A 22562-nucleotide genomic window follows, 5' to 3' on the forward strand; every position below is an offset into this window, starting at 1 on the left:
TTCCTTCTATCGATTTCATTACTTTGTGTTAATAAATAGTTTCATTTGAATAATAAAAAAATAGTAATTACAGGTGCTCCAGGTACAGGGAAAACATCTATTGTGAATGGATTGGAAGACAAGGATTTTCAATGCTTCCATGAAATAATTCGGGATATGACATCTAAGGCCAAAAAAGACGGTGATTCGGCCACGTTCGTATCCAATCCCTTAGTTTTTGTCGATGATGCCCTCCAGTTCAACAAAGATTTGCTGTATGGTAGGACTGCCCACTTTAAGGAGTCTTTAGATTCGAATACTTCCGTAAGTATTTTTGATCGTGGTATACCAGATGTTTTGGCCTATATGGATTTTTTTGACCAATCTTATGATCAAGAATTTATCTCAACATGCGAAAATCATCGGTACGACATGATATTCATTGCTCCACCCTGGAAGGAGATTTATGTTTCTGACAATGAACGATTGGAAACTTTTGAAGAAGCACAAAGCATTCACGATGTATTGATGCATACCTATACTCGATTCGGCTATGACCCCATTCTAATTCCCAAAAAAACCGTTCCGGAAAGAGTATCTTTTGTTTTGGAAACTATTAACCAAATATAGTGCAACAAGCCAATAGGGTTTTACAAGAATTCTGGGGGTATAAGGACTTTAGGGGCTCCCAAAAAGAAATCATTCAAACTGTTATGAACAGTAGGGATGTGCTAGCCCTCATGCCTACTGGTGGTGGCAAATCTATTTGTTATCAGGTTCCAGCCCTCGCTCAAGAAGGAATTTGCATAGTGGTATCCCCATTGGTTGCTCTTATCCAAGATCAAGTCCGACAACTGAAATCAAGAGGCATAAAGGCCATTGCTTTAGTTGGAGGAATCTCTTTTGACGAGCTAAACAACTTACTCGACAATTGTATTTATGGCAATTATAAGTTTTTGTACCTATCCCCAGAACGACTACAGCAATCTATTGTACAGGAGCGTATTCAAGAAATGAATGTAAATGTATTGGCAATTGACGAAGCTCACTGTATCTCTCAATGGAGAAATGATTTTAGACCAGCTTATCTGGATTGTGCCATATTGAAAGATTTAGCACCGAACAAACCAATGATTGCTGTTACCGCAACGGCAACGGTTAAAGTGGCAAAAGATATAATTGAAAATCTAAAGTTGGAAGAACCCAAGGTTTTCAAAGATTCATTTTCTAGATCGAACATCAGTCTCAAAGTAAAACGAACAGAGGATAAACTATACCACTTAAAAAAAGCGGTAAGCGATATTTCCGGAAGTGCCATTGTATATGTTAGATCTAGAAGAATGACGGTTACCCTTTCCGAATTTTTAAACAAAAATGGGGTTTCAGCTTCTTTTTTCCATGGAGGCATCTCAAAAGTTGAGAAAGAGGAACGCCTTAATTCATGGCTAACTGAACGAATAAAAATCATGGTTGCGACCAATGCCTTTGGCATGGGGGTGGATAAACCGAACGTAAGATTAGTTGTGCATTTTCAAATTCCGGACAGTTTAGAAAGTTATTTTCAGGAAGCCGGAAGGGCGGGAAGGGATGGCAAACCCTCCACGGCTATCTTAATTAAAGGAAACGAAGATGATCAACGGGCTAAGCAACAATTTTTGGCGCATCTTCCTGATGTTACATTTGTCAAAAAACTATATCTACAGCTGAACAACTACTTTCAAATCCCATACGGCGAATTGTTTTCAGATACTTTAGATTTTAACTTCAACCTATTCTGTAAGCGTTACGAGCTTAATCCAAATATGACATATCATGGGTTGCGAATCTTAGATCAAAATTCGGTACTTACACTTTCTGAGAACTATAATGAAAAGACCTTGTTACGGTTTGTGGCTTCCAAAAATGAAATTTTCAACTATTTGGACAAGCACGAAAAGTCAGCTCCCATAATTCAAACCATTCTAAGGACATATGGAGGAATTACTGAGTTTGAAACCAAAATTAATCTATTACTAATCTCAAAAAAAACCAATGTACCCGAAAAGTATATTCGGAAGATTCTTCAACAATTGCATGAAGATAACATTGCAGAATACAAAAGTGCCTCGAGCGATATAGAAATTTCCTTTTTGGTTCCTAGAGAAGACGACCGAACGATAAACCCTTTTTCAGAAAACATCAAAAAACTCAACAAGGTCAAAAAAACCAATATGCAGGCCATGTTGGACTATACCAATAATACCAACAAGTGCAGAAGTAGCTTTTTATTAAATTATTTCGGAGAAATTGCCAAACATAACTGCGGGTCGTGCGATATTTGCACCGCGGGAATGGATTTTGATATAGATGGATTAAAAAAAATGCTGACTCATCTTCTCAAGACCAAACCGCATACATCAAGACAACTTATCGAGGTTACCATGGTAGATGAGAAGGCCATATGGGAAGCTTTACGAGATTTGTTGGAAGACCAAGTGATTCAATTGAACCCTAGAAATGAGTACACCATCAAGTAAAAATCCTTTACGGATTGTATTTATGGGAACCCCGGAATTTGCCGTGGGAAGCCTACAAAGCATCGTAAATGCTGGTTTTGAAATAGTAGGCGTTATAACAGCGCCTGACAGACCAGCAGGTCGCGGAAGAAAGCTGCAGCAATCCGCGGTTAAGCAATTCGCTGAAAAAAATGGGTTAACCGTTTTACAGCCTACCAACTTAAAAGACGAAGCTTTTTTGACTGAACTAAAAAGCCTTAACGCGAACCTGCAGGTGGTGGTTGCATTTCGAATGCTTCCCAAAGTAGTTTGGCAAATGCCCAAAAATGGCACCTTTAATCTACATGCCTCCCTTCTTCCCCAATATCGAGGAGCAGCTCCTATTAATTGGGCTATTATAAATGGTGAAACGGAAACTGGAGTAACTACCTTCTTTATTGATGACAAAATTGACACAGGAAACATTATTCTTCAAAAAAGCGCTCCTATACTCCCAAATGATAATGCAGGAATATTACACGATAGATTAATGGATTTAGGAGCCCAACTTGTTGTAGAGACCTGCCATCAAATTAAAAATGGTGAAGTATCGAGTTTCATCCAAACCGATTCAAAGGATTTAAAACCTGCGCATAAAATCCATAAAGAAACCTGTAAGATTGATTGGAATGCACCAATGGAGCAAATTCACAATCATGTTAGAGGTTTAAGTCCTTACCCAGCGGCGTGGTCACACTTTATCCATAATGGTAATGATGTGAACATTAAAATCTTTAAAACTGAAATGGAATCGAAAAAACATACACATTCCACTGGACAAGTATTTTGGAACAAGAAGGAAATGAAAGTTGCAGTTAGCAGAGGATTCCTTCATTTATTAGAGGTACAATTACCAGGGAAAAGAAGAATGCATATCACACAGGTATTGAATGGGTTAAATTTGGATGAATCGGCTCATCTTCGCTAAGCCCTTGTCATTACTAGGCTAGCTAAAGCCCCCTTTTTCTTTCAACTTTATCAACAAACGTTTCAAGTTATCAACAAAAAGCCGGATTTCCCTTGGTTTTACTTGCGTTGCACGCAAATCCGTATAAATTTGTTCAGCATTAAAATTATTTTACAACAATTAATTTAATTCCATTATGAACAAAACAGAATTAATCGATGCTATGGCAGCTGATGCAGGCATCACTAAAGCAGCGGCTAAAAAAGCATTGGAATCTTTCTTGGGAAATGTAGAGGGATCACTTAAAAAAGGAAACAGAGTTTCTTTGGTAGGTTTTGGTTCTTGGTCAGTATCTCGTAGAAATGCAAGAGAAGGAAGAAATCCCCAAACAGGGCAAACCATCAAGATAGCTGCTAAGAACGTAGTAAAGTTCAAAGCAGGAGCTGAATTGAGCGGTTCGGTAAACTAATCAATAGTTTTTAGAATATATAGAAGCACTTCCAATGGGAGTGCTTTTTTATTTTGGTCAATCCATGGGTTTTCCAAAATATTATATTTTATGTTATATTTAGAAGTAAGAATCCTTTGTTATGGTAAGCCTAAAACCCACAAAAGGGAAATTGTTGATAGCTGAACCGACACTTTCGGGTGACGTTTCGTTCAGTAGATCCGTAGTGCTTTTGGCCGAACATAATCATGAAGGTTCCGTTGGCTTTATCCTTAACAAACCTTTGGATTATACCATAAATGATCTCATTTCCGAGATTACCATACCGTTTAAGGTATTCAACGGAGGCCCAGTTGAACAAGACAACCTATACTTCATCCATAAAGTACCACATCTGATAGACGGTAGCATTGAGATTTCAGACGGTATATTTTGGGGAGGTAATTTTGAAAAAACCGTTGAACTCATTAATACAAAGGCAATTTCGGAACAAGATATCCGATTTTTCTTGGGATATTCCGGCTGGGATTCGAGCCAATTGGATCAAGAGCTCCTTTCAAAATCATGGGTGGTTGTACAAAATGAATATGAAAGCAGCATTCTGGAAAAATCCTCAAACGCCTTTTGGAAAGAAAAGATGGTAGAACTAGGTGGTGATTACCTTCTGTGGTCCAATGCTCCTGACAATCCTTCCCTTAATTAGATTTAGCCAACTCTGGCCTTTGCATTTAATTTACCCACAAGGCTTTTGCTAAATGTAGTGTCAAACTGTTTCTTTCGATATTTTGTAATGGGAATAATGCCACTTATACTATTGGTAATGAAAAGTTCATCCGCTTTTTGAAGCTCAAAAGGAGAGATAGACGCTTCTTCCAAGGTAATATCATCTAAAGATGATAGAATCTCGAGAAGTTTCTTTCTAATAATTCCATTTAAGCTACCGTCGGTTAAAGGTGGTGTTTTAACTTTTTCACCACTCACTAGAAAAAGATTCCCATTTATGGTTTCTACCACATTCTTATCATTATTGATCAATAGACAGTTTTGATAACCATTTTCTTTAGCATAAACACTGGCAACTACGTTCAAAACCTTATTGGTTGTCTTCAGATTTGACAACATGTCTTTGTTGACATAGTAATCTTTAAACAGTTCTACCACATATGGTACTTCTTCAATTATATAAAACGGAGACTCTAGGGGGCTGACTTCGATTATGTAAGATATTTTATTTGTCAAAGGGCCATAAAATCCTCCATCATTTCTAAAAACCGTCAATCTCACCCTTGAAGGGCTATTTGCAAAGTCATTTTTCCCAACCGTCCTTCTGATTTGCTCTTCAAGAAATTCCAATGTAAACTCCATTGGAATTTCCATACGAAGAATCCGCATAGAGGCCATCAATCGAAAGTAATGATCTTCCCAGAAAAACACAGTGCCATTTACACAACGTATGGTTTCAAAAAGAGCATCTCCATATTTTAAACCTCTATTGTTTTGGGTAAGGATTTCTGAATCCTTTGAGAACAAGTTACCGTTAAAATTGACCATAAAAAAGTCCCGATTTTTATCGGGACCAAATATACGTTTTCATCAAGAATAACACTATTTAGATCCTAGCACCTGTTTTAGGTCGGATATTTGATTTTCCCAGAGCATTTTAGCTTCATCTACCTCGTCGTCTTCCGCAAAGTCCGTTATGAACAGTGAAACATCTTTGGTGATTTCGTCCACAATGATTTTCATTTCAAAATAACTATCATCATCATTTTCTTCCCAAGCAAACTTAACGAACTCATCGCTCTTCCGTTTTAGCATTTTGGCAACTTCTTCAGCTCCGTCCCAAATAAAAGTGAACATTTCACTACGGGAATTTACATCATCGGCATACCATTCTGATAAGCCCGAAGGGGTCGAAATATATTGATAAAGCAACTGTGGTGATGCCTGTATTACAAACTCCAATTCAAATTTTATCTTATCGCTCATTGGTACGATTGGTTTTTCCTTTCAACATTCATATAAGTTGGGAAGATATAAAAATAAATGTCAAATAATAAATTAATATGAATTTTGATTCGGCAAAAATTAAGCTTTATATTTGCACCCGCAAAAACAAACCACGGCGAGGTAGCTCAGGTGGTTAGAGCGCAGGATTCATAACCCTGAGGTCGGGGGTTCAAGTCCCCCTCTCGCTACAAAAAAAGCCCCTTTTAAAAGGGGCTTTTTTATTTAATAAGCTTTATAGGGCTTCTTCCATTATCTTTTCAACCACTTCCGGGTTCAATAATGTGGAAATATCTCCCAAATTACTCGTGTCCTTGGAAGCTATCTTTCTTAGAATTCGTCGCATAATCTTTCCACTTCGCGTTTTGGGCAACCCTGGTACAAATTGAATCTTATCCAGTTTGGCTATTGGACCAATATGTTCAGTAATCATTTGATTGATCTCTTTTTTCAAGTTGTTACGATCACGGGATTCACCAGTTTCTTTCAAAATCACATAGCCATAAAGGGCATTTCCTTTAATATCATGTGGGAAACCAACAATAGCCGATTCTGCTACGGCTGGATGCTCATTAATTGCATCCTCAATGGGTGCTGTTCCCAGATTATGTCCTGAGACAATAATTACATCATCTACCCTACCGGTAATACGATAATACCCTACTTCATCCCGTAAAGCTCCATCACCAGTAAAATATTTGCCTTCAAAAGCGGCGAAATACGTATCCTTGTAACGTTGGTGGTCACCCCAGATGGTTCGAGCCATGGAAGGCCATGGGAATTTTATACAAAGACGTCCATCAACCTGATTGCCATGAATTTCCTTTCCATTTTCATCCATTAACGCTGGTTGCACTCCTGGCATGGGTAGTGTTGCATAAGTTGGTTTTGTTGGTGTTGAAAAAGGTATTGGAGAAATCAGTATTCCTCCCGTTTCAGTCTGCCACCATGTATCCACAATTGGACATTTCTTTTCACCGACATGGTCATTATACCAATGCCAAGCTTCTTCGTTGATTGGCTCTCCTACTGTTCCAAGCACTTTAAGGCTAGAAAGGTCATATTTGGTAACAAAATCCAAATTCTCCTTTGCTAAGGCCCTAATCGCTGTTGGTGCCGTATAAAATTGGGAAACCTTATGTTTTTCCACAATCTCCCAAAACCTTCCGAAATCTGGATAAGAAGGCACTCCTTCAAACATTACCGTGGTGGCCCCATTGGCTAAGGGTCCGTAAACAATATAAGAATGTCCTGTAATCCAACCTATATCAGCAGTACACCAGTACACATCATCTTCACGGTATTGGAACACATTTTTAAAGGTAAATGCTGTATACACCATATAACCCGCTGTGGTATGCATCATACCCTTGGGTCTTCCTGTTGAACCTGATGTATATAAAATGAACAAAGGGTCTTCAGAATTCATAATTTCCGGTACGCAGTCTGAATACGCTTTGTCCAGTAATGGCTGCAGCCATTGGTCGCGGCCAGTTTCCATGTGTATCTCGGCATTAGTTCGCTTGGCGACCAAAACCGTTTCAACTCCTGGGCATTGTTTTAAGGCTTCGTCCACAATACCTTTTAAATCAATGGTTTTTCCTCCTCGGTAAGAACCGTCAGAAGTTAATACCATCTTAGCTTCGCAGTCGTTAATTCGTGTTGCCAAAGCGGTAGAAGAAAATCCGGCAAACACAACCGAGTGTATGGCTCCAATTCGCGCACACGCCAAAACGGATACTGCCAACTCAGGTATCATTGGCAAATAGATTATTACCCGATCGCCTTTTTTAATTCCTTTGTCCTTTAGAACATTGGCAAACTTGCATACACGTTCATGTAATTGATTATAAGTAATATGTTCTGCCTCTTCATTAGGATCATTAGGCTCAAAAAGAATAGCAGTTTTATCCCCTCGAATATGTAAATGCCTATCTATGCAATTTTCTGTAATATTGAGCTGTGCTCCATCAAACCATTTTACTTCAGGTTTTGAAAAATCCCATTCCAACACATTATTCCATCGCTTGCGCCAAACAAAATGTTCTTCCGCGATTTCTTCCCAAAATGCCTCGGGGTTTCTTACAGATTTTCTATAAACCTGAAAATATTCTTCCAAATGTTTAATGTGGTAGTTGCTCATACTTTATTCTCGAAAAATTAGTGAGCGTTAAAAATAGCAAAAAAGTGAAACGACCACAGAACTCCTCAAATTAATCTTATAAAAATTGCACATTTTTCAATTTAACAAACCCATAAATATCAAATGGACAAAAAAATGTGAAATCCCTTTATTTGAACCTTTTTAATCAATGCTCTATGGCCTCTCCTGCTCCGCTAGGAATTCTGATGTTCTCCACAATTTCTTGAACAGATTCCGGAGGGTCTGGGTAAAATCTAGAAACAACCAAGGCAACAACAAAATTCACCAACATTCCCAAAGTACCAAAGCCTTCTGGTGAAATGCCGAACCACCAATCCTTAGCGGTGCTAGTCTCTGGGTTTCCAATCCAACCTAATTTGAATCTTGCAATATAGTACGTGGTTATGGCCAAACCAGCAATCATACCGGTAATGGCCCCTTCCCTATTCATACGCTTGCTAAAAATACCCATAACGATAGCAGGGAAAAACGAAGATGCTGCCAGACCAAAGGCCAACGCTACTACCGAAGCCACAAAACCCGGCGGGTGGATTCCAAAATAACCTGCAACGGTCACAGCAAGAACTGCTGCAAGACGCGCTATTAATAATTCTTTTTTATCAGAAATATCCGGAGCAAATTGCTTTTTAATCAAATCATGGGAAATTGAGGTAGAAATCACCAAAAGTAACCCTGCTGCCGTTGACAAAGCAGCGGCAAGCCCCCCTGCAGCCACCAAGGCAATAATCCAATTGGGTAAACCGGCAATCTCTGGGTTTGCCAAAACAGTGATATCTCTATCTACATACAGTTCATTGGCCGAAGATATATTTGCATTGGAAATCATGCGTTGACCATATTCCCCCCTACCATCTACAAAAAGTGGTTTTCCATTAACGGCATCGCCGGGGAGGTATTGAATTTTACCATCGCCATTTTTATCTGTCCATGCGATGAGCCCCGTATTTTCCCATTTGGTAAACCATGATGGAATTTCTTTATAAGGTGTATCCTCAACCGTTTCCATAAGATTAGTACGTGCGAACACGGCAATTGCCGGAGCCGTGGTATACAGAATGGCTATAAACAACAGCGCATATCCAGCTGATTTACGGGCATCCTTTACCTTTGGCACGGTAAAAAAACGAATGATTACATGCGGTAAGCCAGCCGTTCCCAGCATTAAAGCTGCAGTAATAAAAAACACATCGGTAACAGATTTAGAACCATCTGTATAGGCCGTAAAGCCTAAGTCGGTCATCAATCCATCCAACTTATCCAACAAATAAACCCCATCTTCACCAGCAGAGCCAAACCCTAATTGTGGGATTGGGTTTCCAGTAGCCATAATCGAAATGAATATCGCTGGGACCATGAATGCAAAAATGAGTACACAATATTGGGCTACTTGGGTATAAGTAATGCCTTTCATTCCTCCCAGAAAAGCGTAGAACAAAACCACGGTCATTCCAATATAAACTCCTGTATTTACCTCAACATCCAAAAAACGTGAAAAAACCACTCCCACTCCTCGCATTTGTCCAGCTACATATGTGAAGGAAACAAAAAGTGCAGCTATCACGGCAACGGTTCGGGCAATGTTACTGTAATAGCGATCTCCAATAAAGTCAGGGACGGTAAATTTTCCAAACTTTCTAAGATAAGGTGCCAACAAAAGCGCCAGTAACACATAGCCACCTGTCCAACCCATCAAATACACTGAACCGTCATAGCCTGCAAATGCTATAATGCCTGCCATACCCAAAAAGGAAGCTGCAGACATCCAGTCGGCAGCTGTCGCTAAACCGTTGGCCAATGGGGAAACTCCACCTCCAGCCACATAAAACTCTTTTGTTGAACCTGCCCTAGACCAAATTGCAATACCTATATATAATGCAAAAGTGATTCCGACGATGATAAACGTCCATGTTTGAATTCCCATAATCTATTCGCTTACATTGTATTTCTTATCCAACTTGTTCATCAAACGGACATAAATGAAAATTAGCAGTACAAAAACGTAAATCGAGCCTTGCTGTGCAAACCAAAACCCTAGTTTAAAGCCACCTAATCGAATTGTGTTCAGTTCATCGACCAATAGAATCCCAAACCCGTAGGAGACCAAAAACCAGATTGAGAGAAGGATGGCTAGGTATTTCAGATTTTCCCGCCAATATTTTTTACGCTGTGTGCTATCCATAAAAGAAGTATAAAGTCATAAAATACAAAATCAATTTTTATGATTGTCTGTATTTTAAAAGTGTAACAACAATTTTAATTACAATGCTAGTTTTTAACCTTTTCCAACCATAACCACTGAAACTTTATAGGTTTATCCTTATCAGGCTCTGCCGTCATGGTCAACGTATAATACCCGGGCTGGGTAAACTCAAATGTTCCCATTTTCTGTGCCACATAGCGATCTATATGCCAATCAGTATTAGGTTCGCCCACAGTTTTTCCAGTTGGCTGCACTTTTGCTTTTAAAGCACTCCCATTGCAAACTATGGTTACCTTGCCATTGGCTGATTTTTCTTGGGAACTATATGAAACATCAACATTATATTGGCCTGGTTCATCTATATAGATTTTCCATTGGAATTCACTTTCTTGGTCAAATTGAACATGTTCAGGTATCGACCCAAATTTTTGTGCTTCTATAATCGACGCATCTCCTTTTGACCGAATTGCATTATTAGGTTTAAGTGAATACCCTCCAGAAAACGAATAAGCTACCAAATCGTTTTCCACTGTTGGCGTAGCATTATATTCTATGACCAGTACAGAAACTCTTGGGTCCGGAGCTGTTTTTGACAACTTAATAGAGGTAACAGCCTCATGATGGTTAAATTCCAATTCGGCTTTTGATTTATCCGCCAGTTGATATATTCGAATCGGATTATTCTTAACTCCTGTGAGCTTCAGTTGATTGTTTAAAGGCCAATTGTATATATGCAAATACAATTTAGATGTGTCTTCATTATATGTTAGTTTTCCCCAATCGTGCATATCTGCCCTTAATCCAAAAGCCGCACTTCCATAGATGGATTCTCCATTAACTTTTAACCACTCCCCTATTTCTTCAGTTCGCTGTTCAATATCCTTAGGAATCTCTCCATTGGCCCTTGGTCCTATATTTAGCATTAAATTCCCGTTAAGTGCCACATTTCCTATAATGGATTTTAAAAGTGTTGTAGTCGATTTCCATTTGGAATCCGTGGCATGGTACCCCCAGGAATGGGCCACAGTGGCAGATGTTTGAAAAGGATGCTCTTTTTTGGCATACCCCAATTGATTATCATCCAAAGTTTGAAAATCCACATCACGATCTTCCTCTACTGATAATCCCAACCGGGAATTGATCAAACAATTTGGTTGCAATTCCCTGATCATTTTTTTGAGACGGAGCAATTGTTCTTTGGTAACCACGGTTTCCGAGTGATGAATCCACATATCGAACCAAATCAACCCAATTTCACCATAATCGGTAAGAAGTTCACGCATTTGCGGCATAACTTTCTGCTCCCAATATCTGCTATATGTTTCTTTAGAAAGGCCAGTTATCTCCTTGCTATGGTCCCAACTATCAGGGTGTTCCCAATCTATCCAGTGCGAATAATAAAGTCCAAGTTTTAACCCGTGTTTTTTACAGGCTTCGGCCAATTCTTTAATAATATCCCTTTTGGCATTGGTTTGTTTATAGATATTATAATCACTCGCCTTACTGTTCCATAACCCAAAACCATCATGATGCTTAGCAGTAATGGTCACATATTTCATTCCTGCTTTTTTTGCCAATAACACCCACTCTTCAGGGTCGATTGAATCCCAATCAAAGTTATCCAGAAGTGATAAGTATTCGGTATTACCTATCTGGTTACGATACTTTATCCATTCCGCATAGTCATTATCATATCGTAGCTTTTCTCCTTTCCAATAACCTTCCGCGCCACTGTAAACTCCCCAATGAATGAACATCCCAAAACGAGCATCGGTAAACCACAGAGCTCGTTGGTTTGTTAATTTTTGTGCATTTAGTAAAGGAAGGGTTAAAAGAAAAAAGAGTAAGGGTATGTTTTTCATGCTATCAAGATAGCACAATATCCTATAAATGGAATAGGGTCCAATATTATTTCTTTAATCTCCCCAAATACTGCAGATTTAGTATTCGTTATTCTTCAAGAGTACCAAGGTAGCTGGAAACATTTTGCCCTATGCGCTCTTGGATATTGGATAGATCCGCTTTTACAAAAGCTTCTCCAGTAATACTTTCGTACAATTCAATATAACGTTCAGAAACAGATTGAATATAGTCGTCATTCATGTTAGGCACGGTCTCCCCTTCCAACCCTTGAAATCCATTTGAGATCAACCACTGTCTGACAAATTCTTTGGAAAGCTGTTTTTGCGATTCACCTTTTGCCTGATGTTCCTCATAGCCCTCCATATAAAAATAACGTGAGGAATCCGGGGTGTGGATTTCATCAATTAAGACGATTTCTCCATCTTTTGTTTTTCCAAATTCGTATTTGGTGTCAACTAAAATCAATCCTCGCTGTGCGGCTAATTCGGTTCCTCGCTGAAACAAGGCTTTGGTATATTTCTCGAGAACTTCATAATCGTCTTTTGAGACAATTCCTCTTTCCAGAATTTCCACTTTTGAAATATCTTCGTCATGGTCTCCTTTTTCCGCTTTGGTTGCTGGAGTGATGATGGGCTCCGGGAATTTATCATTCTCTCTCATTCCTTCCGGCATGGGTTCTCCGCACAACATGCGCTTCCCTGCCTTGTACTCTCGTGCTGCATGACCGGAAAGATATCCTCTAATCACCATTTCAACTTTAAAAGGTTCACAAGCCTTACCCACAGCAACATTGGCATCAGGAGTTGCCATTAGCCAATTCGGGACTATATCCTCGGTTGCCTGCATCATTTTTGTGGCAATCTGATTAAGAATCTGTCCTTTATAGGGAATACCTTTGGGCATGACCACATCAAAAGCTGACAAGCGATCCGTTGCAATCATTACCAAAATATCATCTTTCAAGGTATATACCTCACGAACTTTTCCTTTATAAACCGATTTTTGACCTGAAAAATGGAAATCGGTATCCATTAATGTATTTGACATGCTTGGCTAGTTTTGGTGCTCAATATTCTTGTAGGCGTCGATGACTTTTTTGACCAATTTATGTCGAATTACATCTTTATCATCTAAATAAATGATACTGATGCCTTCAACATTTTTAAGAATTAGAAGTGCTTCTTTAAGGCCCGAAATAACTCTACGGGGTAAATCGATTTGCCCCGGGTCACCGGTCAACAGGAATTTGGCGTTTTTACCCATCCGGGTCAAAAACATTTTCATTTGTGCATGGGTGGTATTCTGTGCCTCATCCAAAATAACAAAGGCATTGTCCAATGTTCTTCCACGCATAAAGGCCATCGGAGCGATTTGAATAGTACCGTCCTCAATATATTTTTCCAATTTTTCAGCTGGAATCATGTCCCGAAGTGCATCATATAACGGTTGCATGTAAGGATCCAGTTTTTCCTTTAAATCCCCTGGTAAAAACCCAAGATTTTCTCCGGCTTCCACTGCTGGACGGGTTAGGATAATCCTTCTCACCTGTTTTTCCTTAAGGGCTTTTACTGCTAAGGCAACACCTGTGTAGGTTTTTCCCGTTCCGGCAGGACCAATGGCAAAAACCATATCGTCTTTTTTGCATGCATCGACCAATTTACGCTGGTTGGCTGTCTGAGCTTTGATCAACCTTCCGCTAACACCATGGACAAGCACGTCACCACTACTTTTTGAAGAGCTATAATCCTCCTGCCCGTTACTGGTGAGTACACGCTCTATTGAGTTCTCGTCCAATTTGTTGTATTTGGCAAAATGGGCCGTGAGCATATCAAACCGCTTATCGAACTCTTCCAATAATGCTTCGTCTCCGTATACTTTGATTTTGCTGCCGCGGGCAACGATTTTCAACTTAGGGAAGTACTTTTTAAGTAGCTCAATATTTTCATTCTGCTGCCCAAAAAAATCCTGTGGGCTTATCTCTGTGAGTTCAATTATAAGTTCGTTCAAAAAAAACGGGGTGTTTAAGGGTTGTTTTTGAAGAATTTTTATTCTTTCTTTTTACTTAATTTTACCGCACAAACTTAACCAAAAATCGATTTGAAAAGGGAAAAACATATCAACAGTATTGCATGGCAATCATAACATTAACTACCGATTTTGGCCATAAAGACCACTTTGTTGGTACAATAAAGGGTACTATCCTCACCAACTTACCGGATGTGCCGATTGTTGATATTTCGCATGAGATAAGTCCCTTTAACATCCAAGAGTGTGCATATATCTTAAAAAATGCCTATCGTTCGTTCCCACCGGGCACTGTACACATTGTTGGGGTAGATTCTGAATTATCCCCTGAAAACCAACACATAGTGGTTCAGGTTGATGGACATTATTTTATTAGTGCCAACAATGGTGTTATTTCTTTGATTACTTCGGAAATAAAACCAGAAAAAATAGTGGAAATCAACATTCCCGATATAACCCCTTGTTCATTCCCCGTGTTGAATGTTTTTGTGCAAGTAGCTTGTCATATTGCCAGAGGTGGAACATTGGAAATAATTGGAAGGCCTTTTAGCGCCTTGAAAGAACTTCGGGAGTTTGAGCCTCGTATATCGGATAATGGCAGTACAATTATGGGTAATGTGGTATATGTGGATAATTATGGCAATGTAATCACCAACATTCAGAAAAATCTGTTTGAAGCCTATAGAAACGGTAGAGATTTTGAAATTATAGCACGTACCAATAAGATACGTGCCATACATAATAGTTACAACGGAATCATCAACTTTAACCTAGAGAAAAGTCAGCGCAAAGGACCTGGGGACGCTTTGGCTCTTTTTAATTCTGCTGGATATATAGAATTGGCCATTTACAAAAGTGATTTAAACACTGTAGGTGGAGCCTCTACTCTCCTTGGGTTGAATTATAGGGATACTGTGACCATAAATTTTTTATAAATGCTGATACGTATTGTTAAACTCACCTTTAAACCCGAAAATATTCCTAGTTTTGAGCGAGTCTTTGAAACGACAAAATCAAAGATTACGGATTTTAAAGGATGCTCGATGGTAGAGTTGTATCAGGATATTAAAAATCCAAATGTCTTTTTTACATATAGTTTTTGGGAAAACGAATCGGATTTGGAAAATTATAGGTCATCAGATTTTTTTAAACAAGTTTGGGGCAAAACAAAATTATTGTTTGCCGAAAAACCCAAAGCTTGGAGTTTGAAACAGTGTTCAAAGAGCAGTAAAACAATTAACAATACAACAATTGGCAATTAATTAGCAATGCAGATACCTAACGTATTTATTGACCACTGTAAACTACTCATTGATAATTGATATGCTTGCTATATTTAAAAAAGAGGTCCGTTCCTTTTTCATGTCCCCTATAGGGTATTTGATTGTAGGATTGTTTTTGCTTTTGAACGGATTGTTCTTATGGGTTTTTAAAGGAGATTACAACATTTATGACTACGGTTTTGCGGATTTGGGAAACTTCTTTCTACTTGCTCCATGGATTTTTGTTTTTCTGATTCCGGCCATAACCATGAAAAGTTTTTCAGAGGAACGCAAGGTCGGTACTCTTGAATTATTATTGATAAAACCTACATCCATCTGGAATCTTGTGTTGGGAAAGTTTTTAGGAGCTGTGATATTATGCTCTATAGCTGTTCTTCCAACGGTGGTTTATGTTTTTGCGATTTCGAGTCTTGGAATCTCCGAGGGCAACTATGATTTGGGTATCGTTGTGGGGTCCTACTTCGGATTGCTTTTTATCATTTCGGCGTATACTTCCATAGGAGTCTTTGCTTCTAGCATATCCGACAATCAAATCGTTTCCTTTATTATTGGCATTCTAATTTGCTTTTTAATCTTTTACGGGTTTGAAGCTATTTCTTCTTTGTTCTCTAATGGAGAAACACAGCAACTGATTCAAAGTATGGGGGCTAAATCTCATTTCAAAAGTATTGCTAGGGGGATTGTGGACACTAGGGATTTGCTCTATTTTGTATCCTTGACTATATTCTTTCTGTACCTTACTTTCCAACAGCTTAAACAACTGCCTCGCTAATGATAAAGTTATCTACAGCATTTCTAAAGGCACTGGTCATCCTTATCATATTAAATGTAATAGGCAATTGGGCGTATTTTCGATTTGATTTGACTGAAGACCAAAGGTTCACCCTTTCTGAACCGACAATTAAAGCTGCCCAAAAATTTGATGGGCCAGTAATCGTGGACATATTGCTAGATGGTAATATTCCACCCGAGTTTAACAAACTAAAGGTGGAAACCATTCAGCTGCTAGAATCTTTTGCCGCTAAGAACAGGAACATTAAATATAATTTGGTAAACCCACTAGCGGATGAAAGCCAAAGCCAACAGACCATAGCTTCGTTACAGCAAATCGGGTTGAAATCTGCCGAAGTGACCATAGAAGAAAATGGTAAAGTGTCCCAAGAGTTGGTTTTTCCTTGGGCCATGGTGAATTACAAAAACAAGACTGTTAAGGTCTCATTGCTCAAAAACAAATTGGGTTACACCATGGAAGACCGCATCAACAATTCGGTACAACAGCTAGAGTATGCCTTTGCTGATGCTTTTACCAAACTTGGCATAACCGATAAGAAACGTGTAGCCGTGATAAAAGGAAACGGCGAATTGGATGACCGTTATATTGCAGATTTTTTAACCTCTATTAGAGATTATTATAACATTGGTGTTATCACTTTAGATTCTGTGGCTTCAAACCCTCAGAAAACGCTCGACCAGTTAAAAGAATTCGATTTGGCATTGATAGCCAAACCTACAGAAGCATTTAACGATGAAGAAAAATTCGTTCTAGACCAGTTTGTGGTAAATGGTGGAAGATCTATGTGGCTAGTAGATCAAGTGGCCATGGAGGTCGATAGTATTTTTAGCGGTGGTGGAAAAGCTTTGGCTATTCCCAGGGACTTGAATCTTAAGGATTTCTTTTTTACCTATGGTATCCGAATTAACCCTACTTTGGTGAATGATCTTTATTTTACCCAAATAGTTTTGGCCTCTGGTGATGGAAATGATTCGCAATACAACCCGGTTCCATGGTATTACAATCCCATGGTGTTTTCAAAAAACAACAACGCTATAAATACGAATATAGAGGCAGTTCGTTATCAGTTTGCCAGTCCTATGGATATTCTGGAAAATGATTTCCGTAAAACCGTACTGCTACAAAGCTCTCCATTATCCAAAACCGAAGGTACACCAAAACAAATCGGATTGGATATCTTAAATAATCCACCAAACAAGGAAACATACACCAATGGCAACCAGCCTCTTGCTGTTTTAATCGAAGGGAACTTTAGATCAATGTTCAAAAATAGAATTAGACCAATTGATTTGGAAAAAACCACGGAAGAAGGCCCTGAAAACAAAATGATTGTGATTTCCGATGGCGATTTTATTAAAAACCAATTACGCAACGGGGCACCATTGGAACTTGGATATGATAAATGGACTAACAGTTTCTATGGCAACAAAGAATTTCTGGTAAACTGCATCAATTATCTCTTAGATGACACCGGACTTATAAACATTAGAAACAAAAGGGTCTCTATTCCGTTACTCGATGTCGAGAAAATTGCTTCCCAAAAAAACAAATGGCAGTTTATAAATATTGGGATTCCAGTGCTTTTCACCTTACTTGTTGGTATTTTCTTTGGGTATTACAGGAAGAAAAAATATACCCTTTAGCTGTTGATAAGTTTGTTTTATTGCTAAGGGGTTTTAAAATATATTTGTTTTTATCGATTTATCTGCCCTTTTCAAACCTTAAAAGGGCTTCAATACTAAAAGAATTCCTTTAATGAAGTTTATCGTATCCAGTACATATTTGCTAAAACAATTACAGGTTTTGGGGGGAGTTATCAACAACAGTAACACCCTACCTATCCTCGATAATTTTCTTTTTGATCTAAAACAGAACAAACTAACGGTTTCGGCCTCAGATCTTGAGACCACCATGAGTTCTGTTCTTGAGGTTGATTCTGACGCGGAAGGGGCTATTGCAGTTCCAGCGCGACTACTTTTGGATACCCTTAAAACGTTCCCAGAGCAACCTCTGACTTTCGTAGTGGAGGATAACAATACCGTAGAAATAAGTTCTAATCACGGTAAATATGCGCTTGCTTATGCCGATGGAGCAGAATTTCCAAAAGCCGTAGAAGTTTCAAATCCAAGCTCTACTACCCTTTTGGGCGATGTGTTAGCAACAGCTATCAATAAAACAATCTTTGCTGCAGGTAATGATGATTTGCGCCCGGTAATGAGTGGTGTTTTTTTTCAGTTTTCCACGGAAAATCTAACCTTCGTAGCTACAGATGCCCATAAATTGGTCAAGTACCAACGAAACGATGTTACGGCTTCTCAAGTTGCCGAGTTTATTATGCCCAAAAAACCGTTGAACCTTCTTAAGGGTATTTTATCTGGCTCGGAATCTGAGATTACCATCGAGTATAACGACAGTAATGCTAAATTTATCTTTGATAATTCGGAATTGATTTGTCGATTAATCGATGGAAAATACCCCAATTACGAAGCTGTTATTCCAAAAGAGAACCCAAACCAATTATCCATCTCAAGAAACCAATTTTTAAGTTCGGTACGCAGAGTTTCTATTTTCTCTAACAAGACCACACATCAAATACGGTTAAAAATTGCAGGCGCCGAACTTAACATTTCAGCTGAAGATGTCGACTACAGCAATAAAGCAGAAGAAAGACTTTCATGTTCATACCAAGGAGATGACATGCAGATTGGTTTTAATTCCAGGTTTTTGGTAGAAATGCTCGGTAATTTATCTTCTGATGAGGTATCCTTGGAAATGAGTTTACCCAACCGTGCAGGCATCTTAACCCCAGTTGATGGCTTGGATGAGGGTGAGTTGGTCACCATGCTGGTAATGCCAGTAATGTTGAACGGGTAAGCCAAGTATTTGCTAAAGAAATTGAAAAGCTGGGTTGTTCTTCCCAGCTTTTTTTATCTATATAAATGGTATAGTCAAGAACTTAGATGGTGATTCCCCGTTTGATGCCTTTATGGCATTTACAATAGGTAAAACAAATCCTACTATTCCAACCCCAATCAGTCCGAGAATGCCAAGTCCAAAGAGCAAAATTGATGGAATACTTATTATTACGTACAACAACAAACTCAATTGAAAGTTAACTATGGCCCTTCCATGTTCATCCATATGCTCAACGCTTTTTCTTGAGGTCAACCATATGGTCAACGGAACTATAAAACCTCCAAAACCCGTAACATAATACAGTAATTGAGTGAGATGGGTAATAGCCAGTAAATTGTTGTCTTTTCTTAAAACAGTTTGATTCTTATTGATGACTTCCATTTTTGATTGATTTTGTGATGATTACATAGTATAAGTGTCCAAATCGCCAATAATGTTACAGCCCATGCGGATTTCTTATTTTTGACCCATGAAAATGAATACGAGTGATAATATAATTGCCATGGCAACACCCCAAGGTGTTGGGGCAATAGCCGTCATACGGATTTCGGGGCCAAATGCCATTAAAATAGGGAATTCCCAATTCAAATCGGTTTCCAATAAGGATTTAACCCAGTTAAACAGTCATACCATACATTTAGGTCATATCATCGATGATCAGAAAGAGCTTGATAAAGTACTGGTTTCCATTTTTAAGGCACCTAATTCTTATACTGGTGAGAATGTCATAGAGATTTCCTGTCATGGTTCCTCCTATATTCAACAACAAGTTCTACAGCTTTTTTTAAGAAAAGGATGTCGCATGGCCTCTCCTGGTGAGTTCACCCTTCGAGCTTTTTTAAATGGTAAGATGGATCTTAGCCAAGCTGAAGCCGTTGCGGATTTAATTGCCAGCGATAGTGAATCTTCCCATGAAATTGCAATGCAACAAATGCGTGGTGGGTTTAGCAATGAAATCAAAAAATTGCGCGAAGAACTGCTCAATTTTGCTTCATTAATTGAGCTTGAATTGGATTTCTCCCAAGAAGATGTTGAATTTGCCAATCGTGATCAGTTCAAACAATTGTTAGAACGTATTAGTGAGGTTCTCAAAAAACTCATTGATTCTTTTGCACTAGGCAATGTCATTAAAAATGGAATCCCCGTGGCTATAGTAGGTGAGCCAAATGTAGGTAAGTCCACCTTACTGAATGCACTATTAAATGAAGAGAGAGCCATTGTCAGCAATATTCCTGGTACCACTAGGGACACGGTGGAGGATCAAATAAGTATCAAGGGCATCAATTTTAGGTTTATCGATACAGCAGGAATTAGAGAGACAGCGGATGTCGTCGAAAAAATTGGAATCGAACGTACTTTTGACAAAGTCGAAAAAGCTAGATTGATCATTTATCTTTTTGACGGATCAAGTAAGGATATCTCCCCATTTGAAAACATAAAAAAACAATTTCCTGATAAAGAACTTCTACCTATTTGCAATAAGGTTGATCTACTTAATGATACAAGTGTCAATCATATTAAAAAAACAATCCCGGATACACTATTTATCTCGGCCAAGCAGAAAAAAGGAATTTTAGAGTTGGAGCAAAAGTTGCTTTCTTTGGTAGATTCAGGAAGGTTACAAAGTGGCGAATCAATTGTTACCAACGGTAGGCACTATGATTCGTTATTAAAGGCCTTGGAAGAAATCCAAAAAGTTAAGGAAGGTATGGAGGTAGGTTTATCAAGTGATTTAATGGCCATTGATATCCGTGAAGCACTATATCATTTAGGTGAAATTACTGGTAGCGTAACCACAGATGAATTACTTGGAAATATATTTTCAAGTTTTTGCATCGGGAAATAAGTAAGTTGATTTTTAAATTTGATTTAAGTTCATTTGTTTTCATTTAATTGATTATCAATGATTTGTTGAAAAATATTCCTTTACTTAACTTCTTTTAATAGCTTATTTTCATATATTTATTTCACCTAATTTTCACCTCTACATAATTTATGATATTCGAGGTGAAAAAATTTCACCTCGAAATGAAAATAAATCTAAAAAGTAAAAAGATTAAAAATGGAAAGTTGAGTCTTTTTATTGAATACTATAAAGGCCACTTTATTGACAAGAACGGAATCAACAAATACAATAGAGATTTTGAGTATTTGAAAATGTATCCTTTGGAAAATCCATCGACACCAGATGAAAAAAGAACGAACAAGGAGATTTACGAATTGGCCGAAAAAATCCTTTCTATAAGAAAATCGGAATTCTATCAAGGCAAGTATAAACTTAAAGACAATAAAAAAGGGAAGATCCTTCTATTTGATTTCTACAAAACATTGCAAGAAGAGCGTTATGAATCCAAAGGAAACTATGGAAATTGGGATGCTGCTTTTAAGCACTTAAAAAAATACGCTCCTGCACATATTCAATTAAAGGATATTAATACGGATTTTGTTCGCGGATTCAAAAGGTACTTAGATACCAAGGCCAAAACAAAAAGCAAAACTCCTCTATCCCAAAACTCTAAATATACTTACTTCAATAAACTGAAAGCAGCACTTCGAGAAGCCTATAATGAGAACTATATTGACACAAATGTTATTAAGTCGGTTAAAGGATTTGAACAAGCGGAATCGCAGAGGGAATATCTGACCTATTCTGAATTACAGGCTTTGACACAAACCGGATGTAAATACCCAATACTTAAGAACGCTTTCATATTCAGCTGTCTTACTGGATTACGATGGAGCGACATCAATAAACTGACTTGGGCGGAGGTACGAGATGAAGACGAAGCTTCAAGAATCATTTTTAGGCAGAAAAAGACTGATGGACTTGAGTATCTTTATATTTCTAGCCAAGCAAGAGATTTATTAGGCAAAAGAACTCATAAAACCGTACGGGTTTTTAAGGGCTTAAAATATGGTGCAGTTTACAATACTGAAATCCTAAGGTGGTGCATGAAAGCTGGTATTACAAAACATATCACTTTCCATAGTGCCAGGCATACAAATGCTGTTTTATTACTTGAAAATGGTGCAGATATTTATACGGTTTCAAAACGTCTTGGACATCGAGAAATAAGGACAACCGAAATTTACACTAAAATAATTGACAGAAAAATGAAAGAGGCCGCGAATATGATTCCTGAATTGGATATTGGCAAACAATAGAAAAACTCTTACTTAAAAGAGTTTCTAGTTTACCTTTCTCAATTTATTATCTATCAAAATTGTCATTTCTTTTATTTAGGTCAAGCCAATGGTTGATTTCAGTTTTGTCTCAGATTTTTCACAATCTGAGTAATCCGATTTTGTTCTTTCTTAACTTACAAATATGTGAACTTGATCTTAAACTCTTTTTGAACAGGATGTTTTAAATGCGAAAAAATGAATTGTCGCTTAACATATCCGAAAGTCTTAAAAATTAGTCAAAACTTAGTCAAGATTCA

The 22562-nt window shown here is 38.2% G+C and carries 21 protein-coding genes and 1 tRNA gene; 13 read left to right on the forward strand and 9 right to left on the reverse strand.

Annotation, left to right across the window (positions count from 1 at the left end; all coding sequences use genetic code 11):
- Positions 1 to 45: 45 nt before the first annotated feature.
- From E4661_RS03240 to E4661_RS03260, 5 genes are all read left to right on the forward strand, one after another.
- Positions 46 to 609 (forward strand): AAA family ATPase, encoded by a 564-nt coding sequence (locus E4661_RS03240; RefSeq protein ID WP_136465380.1) that lies wholly within the window; start codon positions 46 to 48, stop codon positions 607 to 609.
- On the forward strand, positions 609 to 2495 hold the full coding sequence (locus E4661_RS03245) for a RecQ family ATP-dependent DNA helicase (protein ID WP_136465381.1): 1887 nt from the start codon (positions 609 to 611) through the stop codon (positions 2493 to 2495). The genes E4661_RS03240 and E4661_RS03245 overlap by 1 nt, the downstream gene beginning before the upstream one ends.
- On the forward strand, positions 2476 to 3441 hold the full coding sequence (gene fmt, locus E4661_RS03250; RefSeq protein WP_136465382.1) for a methionyl-tRNA formyltransferase: 966 nt from the start codon (positions 2476 to 2478) through the stop codon (positions 3439 to 3441). Before E4661_RS03245 ends, fmt begins: the two co-directional genes overlap by 20 nt.
- Positions 3442 to 3616: 175 nt before the next feature.
- Positions 3617 to 3889, forward strand: a complete 273-nt coding sequence (locus E4661_RS03255; RefSeq protein WP_073176939.1) for an HU family DNA-binding protein — start codon at positions 3617 to 3619, stop codon at positions 3887 to 3889.
- Between the two features lie 121 nt (positions 3890 to 4010).
- Positions 4011 to 4571, forward strand: coding sequence for a YqgE/AlgH family protein (locus tag E4661_RS03260; RefSeq protein ID WP_136465383.1), 561 nt, complete (start codon positions 4011 to 4013; stop codon positions 4569 to 4571).
- A 2-nt stretch (positions 4572 to 4573) separates the two neighbouring features.
- Here the strand turns inward: E4661_RS03260 and E4661_RS03265 are convergent, their stop codons facing one another.
- Together E4661_RS03265 and E4661_RS03270 are read right to left on the reverse strand one after the other, a co-directional pair.
- Positions 4574 to 5419, reverse strand: a complete 846-nt coding sequence (locus E4661_RS03265) for an aminotransferase class IV (protein WP_136465384.1) — start codon at positions 5417 to 5419, stop codon at positions 4574 to 4576.
- 54 nt (positions 5420 to 5473) lie between these two features.
- Positions 5474 to 5857, reverse strand: coding sequence for an START-like domain-containing protein (locus E4661_RS03270; RefSeq protein WP_136465385.1), 384 nt, complete (start codon positions 5855 to 5857; stop codon positions 5474 to 5476).
- A 135-nt stretch (positions 5858 to 5992) separates the two neighbouring features.
- Between E4661_RS03270 and E4661_RS03275 the strand changes: the two genes are divergently transcribed.
- Positions 5993 to 6066: transfer RNA gene (locus E4661_RS03275), tRNA-Met, on the forward strand.
- 44 nt (positions 6067 to 6110) lie between these two features.
- Here the strand turns inward: E4661_RS03275 and acs are convergent.
- From acs to E4661_RS03305, 6 genes are all read right to left on the reverse strand, one after another.
- Positions 6111 to 8018: an acetate--CoA ligase gene (gene acs, locus E4661_RS03280; protein WP_136465386.1), complete on the reverse strand. Its 1908-nt coding sequence runs from the start codon at positions 8016 to 8018 to the stop codon at positions 6111 to 6113.
- 166 nt (positions 8019 to 8184) lie between these two features.
- A complete protein-coding gene (locus tag E4661_RS03285) occupies positions 8185 to 9960 on the reverse strand; it encodes a sodium:solute symporter family protein (protein ID WP_136465387.1) in 1776 nt (591 codons plus the stop codon).
- Between the two features lie 3 nt (positions 9961 to 9963).
- On the reverse strand, positions 9964 to 10218 hold the full coding sequence (locus E4661_RS03290) for a DUF4212 domain-containing protein (RefSeq protein ID WP_136465388.1): 255 nt from the start codon (positions 10216 to 10218) through the stop codon (positions 9964 to 9966).
- Between the two features lie 86 nt (positions 10219 to 10304).
- The gene (locus E4661_RS03295; RefSeq protein WP_136465389.1) at positions 10305 to 12101 is read right to left on the reverse strand and encodes an alpha-L-fucosidase; all 1797 of its coding nucleotides are present in this window, start codon (positions 12099 to 12101) and stop codon (positions 10305 to 10307) included.
- 88 nt (positions 12102 to 12189) lie between these two features.
- Entirely contained in the window at positions 12190 to 13149 is a 960-nt protein-coding gene (locus E4661_RS03300; protein WP_136465390.1) for a phosphoribosylaminoimidazolesuccinocarboxamide synthase, read from the reverse strand.
- 6 nt (positions 13150 to 13155) lie between these two features.
- The gene (locus E4661_RS03305; RefSeq protein WP_136465391.1) at positions 13156 to 14109 is read right to left on the reverse strand and encodes a PhoH family protein; all 954 of its coding nucleotides are present in this window, start codon (positions 14107 to 14109) and stop codon (positions 13156 to 13158) included.
- Between the two features lie 122 nt (positions 14110 to 14231).
- Between E4661_RS03305 and E4661_RS03310 the strand changes: the two genes are divergently transcribed.
- The 5 genes from E4661_RS03310 to dnaN all read left to right on the forward strand — a co-directional run bounded on the left by E4661_RS03310 (position 14232) and on the right by dnaN (position 19077).
- A complete protein-coding gene (locus E4661_RS03310) occupies positions 14232 to 15062 on the forward strand; it encodes an SAM hydrolase/SAM-dependent halogenase family protein (RefSeq protein ID WP_136465392.1) in 831 nt (276 codons plus the stop codon).
- Positions 15063 to 15389: a putative quinol monooxygenase gene (locus tag E4661_RS03315; RefSeq protein ID WP_136465393.1), complete on the forward strand. Its 327-nt coding sequence runs from the start codon at positions 15063 to 15065 to the stop codon at positions 15387 to 15389.
- Between the two features lie 61 nt (positions 15390 to 15450).
- Positions 15451 to 16182: a gliding motility-associated ABC transporter permease subunit GldF gene (gene gldF / locus E4661_RS03320; protein WP_136465394.1), complete on the forward strand. Its 732-nt coding sequence runs from the start codon at positions 15451 to 15453 to the stop codon at positions 16180 to 16182.
- Positions 16182 to 17846: a gliding motility-associated ABC transporter substrate-binding protein GldG gene (gene gldG, locus E4661_RS03325; protein WP_136465395.1), complete on the forward strand. Its 1665-nt coding sequence runs from the start codon at positions 16182 to 16184 to the stop codon at positions 17844 to 17846. Before gldF ends, gldG begins: the two co-directional genes overlap by 1 nt.
- A 112-nt stretch (positions 17847 to 17958) precedes the next feature.
- A complete protein-coding gene (gene dnaN / locus E4661_RS03330; protein WP_136465396.1) occupies positions 17959 to 19077 on the forward strand; it encodes a DNA polymerase III subunit beta in 1119 nt (372 codons plus the stop codon).
- A 57-nt stretch (positions 19078 to 19134) separates the two neighbouring features.
- Here dnaN and E4661_RS03335 read toward each other — a convergent pair whose 3' ends face one another.
- Positions 19135 to 19500, reverse strand: coding sequence for a DUF4870 domain-containing protein (locus tag E4661_RS03335; protein ID WP_136465397.1), 366 nt, complete (start codon positions 19498 to 19500; stop codon positions 19135 to 19137).
- A 94-nt stretch (positions 19501 to 19594) separates the two neighbouring features.
- Here E4661_RS03335 and mnmE point away from each other — a divergent pair, with 94 nt between their 5' ends.
- Positions 19595 to 20965, forward strand: coding sequence for a tRNA uridine-5-carboxymethylaminomethyl(34) synthesis GTPase MnmE (gene mnmE, locus E4661_RS03340; protein WP_136465501.1), 1371 nt, complete (start codon positions 19595 to 19597; stop codon positions 20963 to 20965).
- A 182-nt stretch (positions 20966 to 21147) separates the two neighbouring features.
- Positions 21148 to 22284: a tyrosine-type recombinase/integrase gene (locus E4661_RS03345; RefSeq protein WP_136465398.1), complete on the forward strand. Its 1137-nt coding sequence runs from the start codon at positions 21148 to 21150 to the stop codon at positions 22282 to 22284.
- The last annotated feature ends 278 nt before the right edge of the window (positions 22285 to 22562 follow it).

This window comes from Flagellimonas onchidii (assembly GCF_004804315.1).
GTDB lineage: Bacteria > Bacteroidota > Bacteroidia > Flavobacteriales > Flavobacteriaceae > Flagellimonas > Flagellimonas onchidii.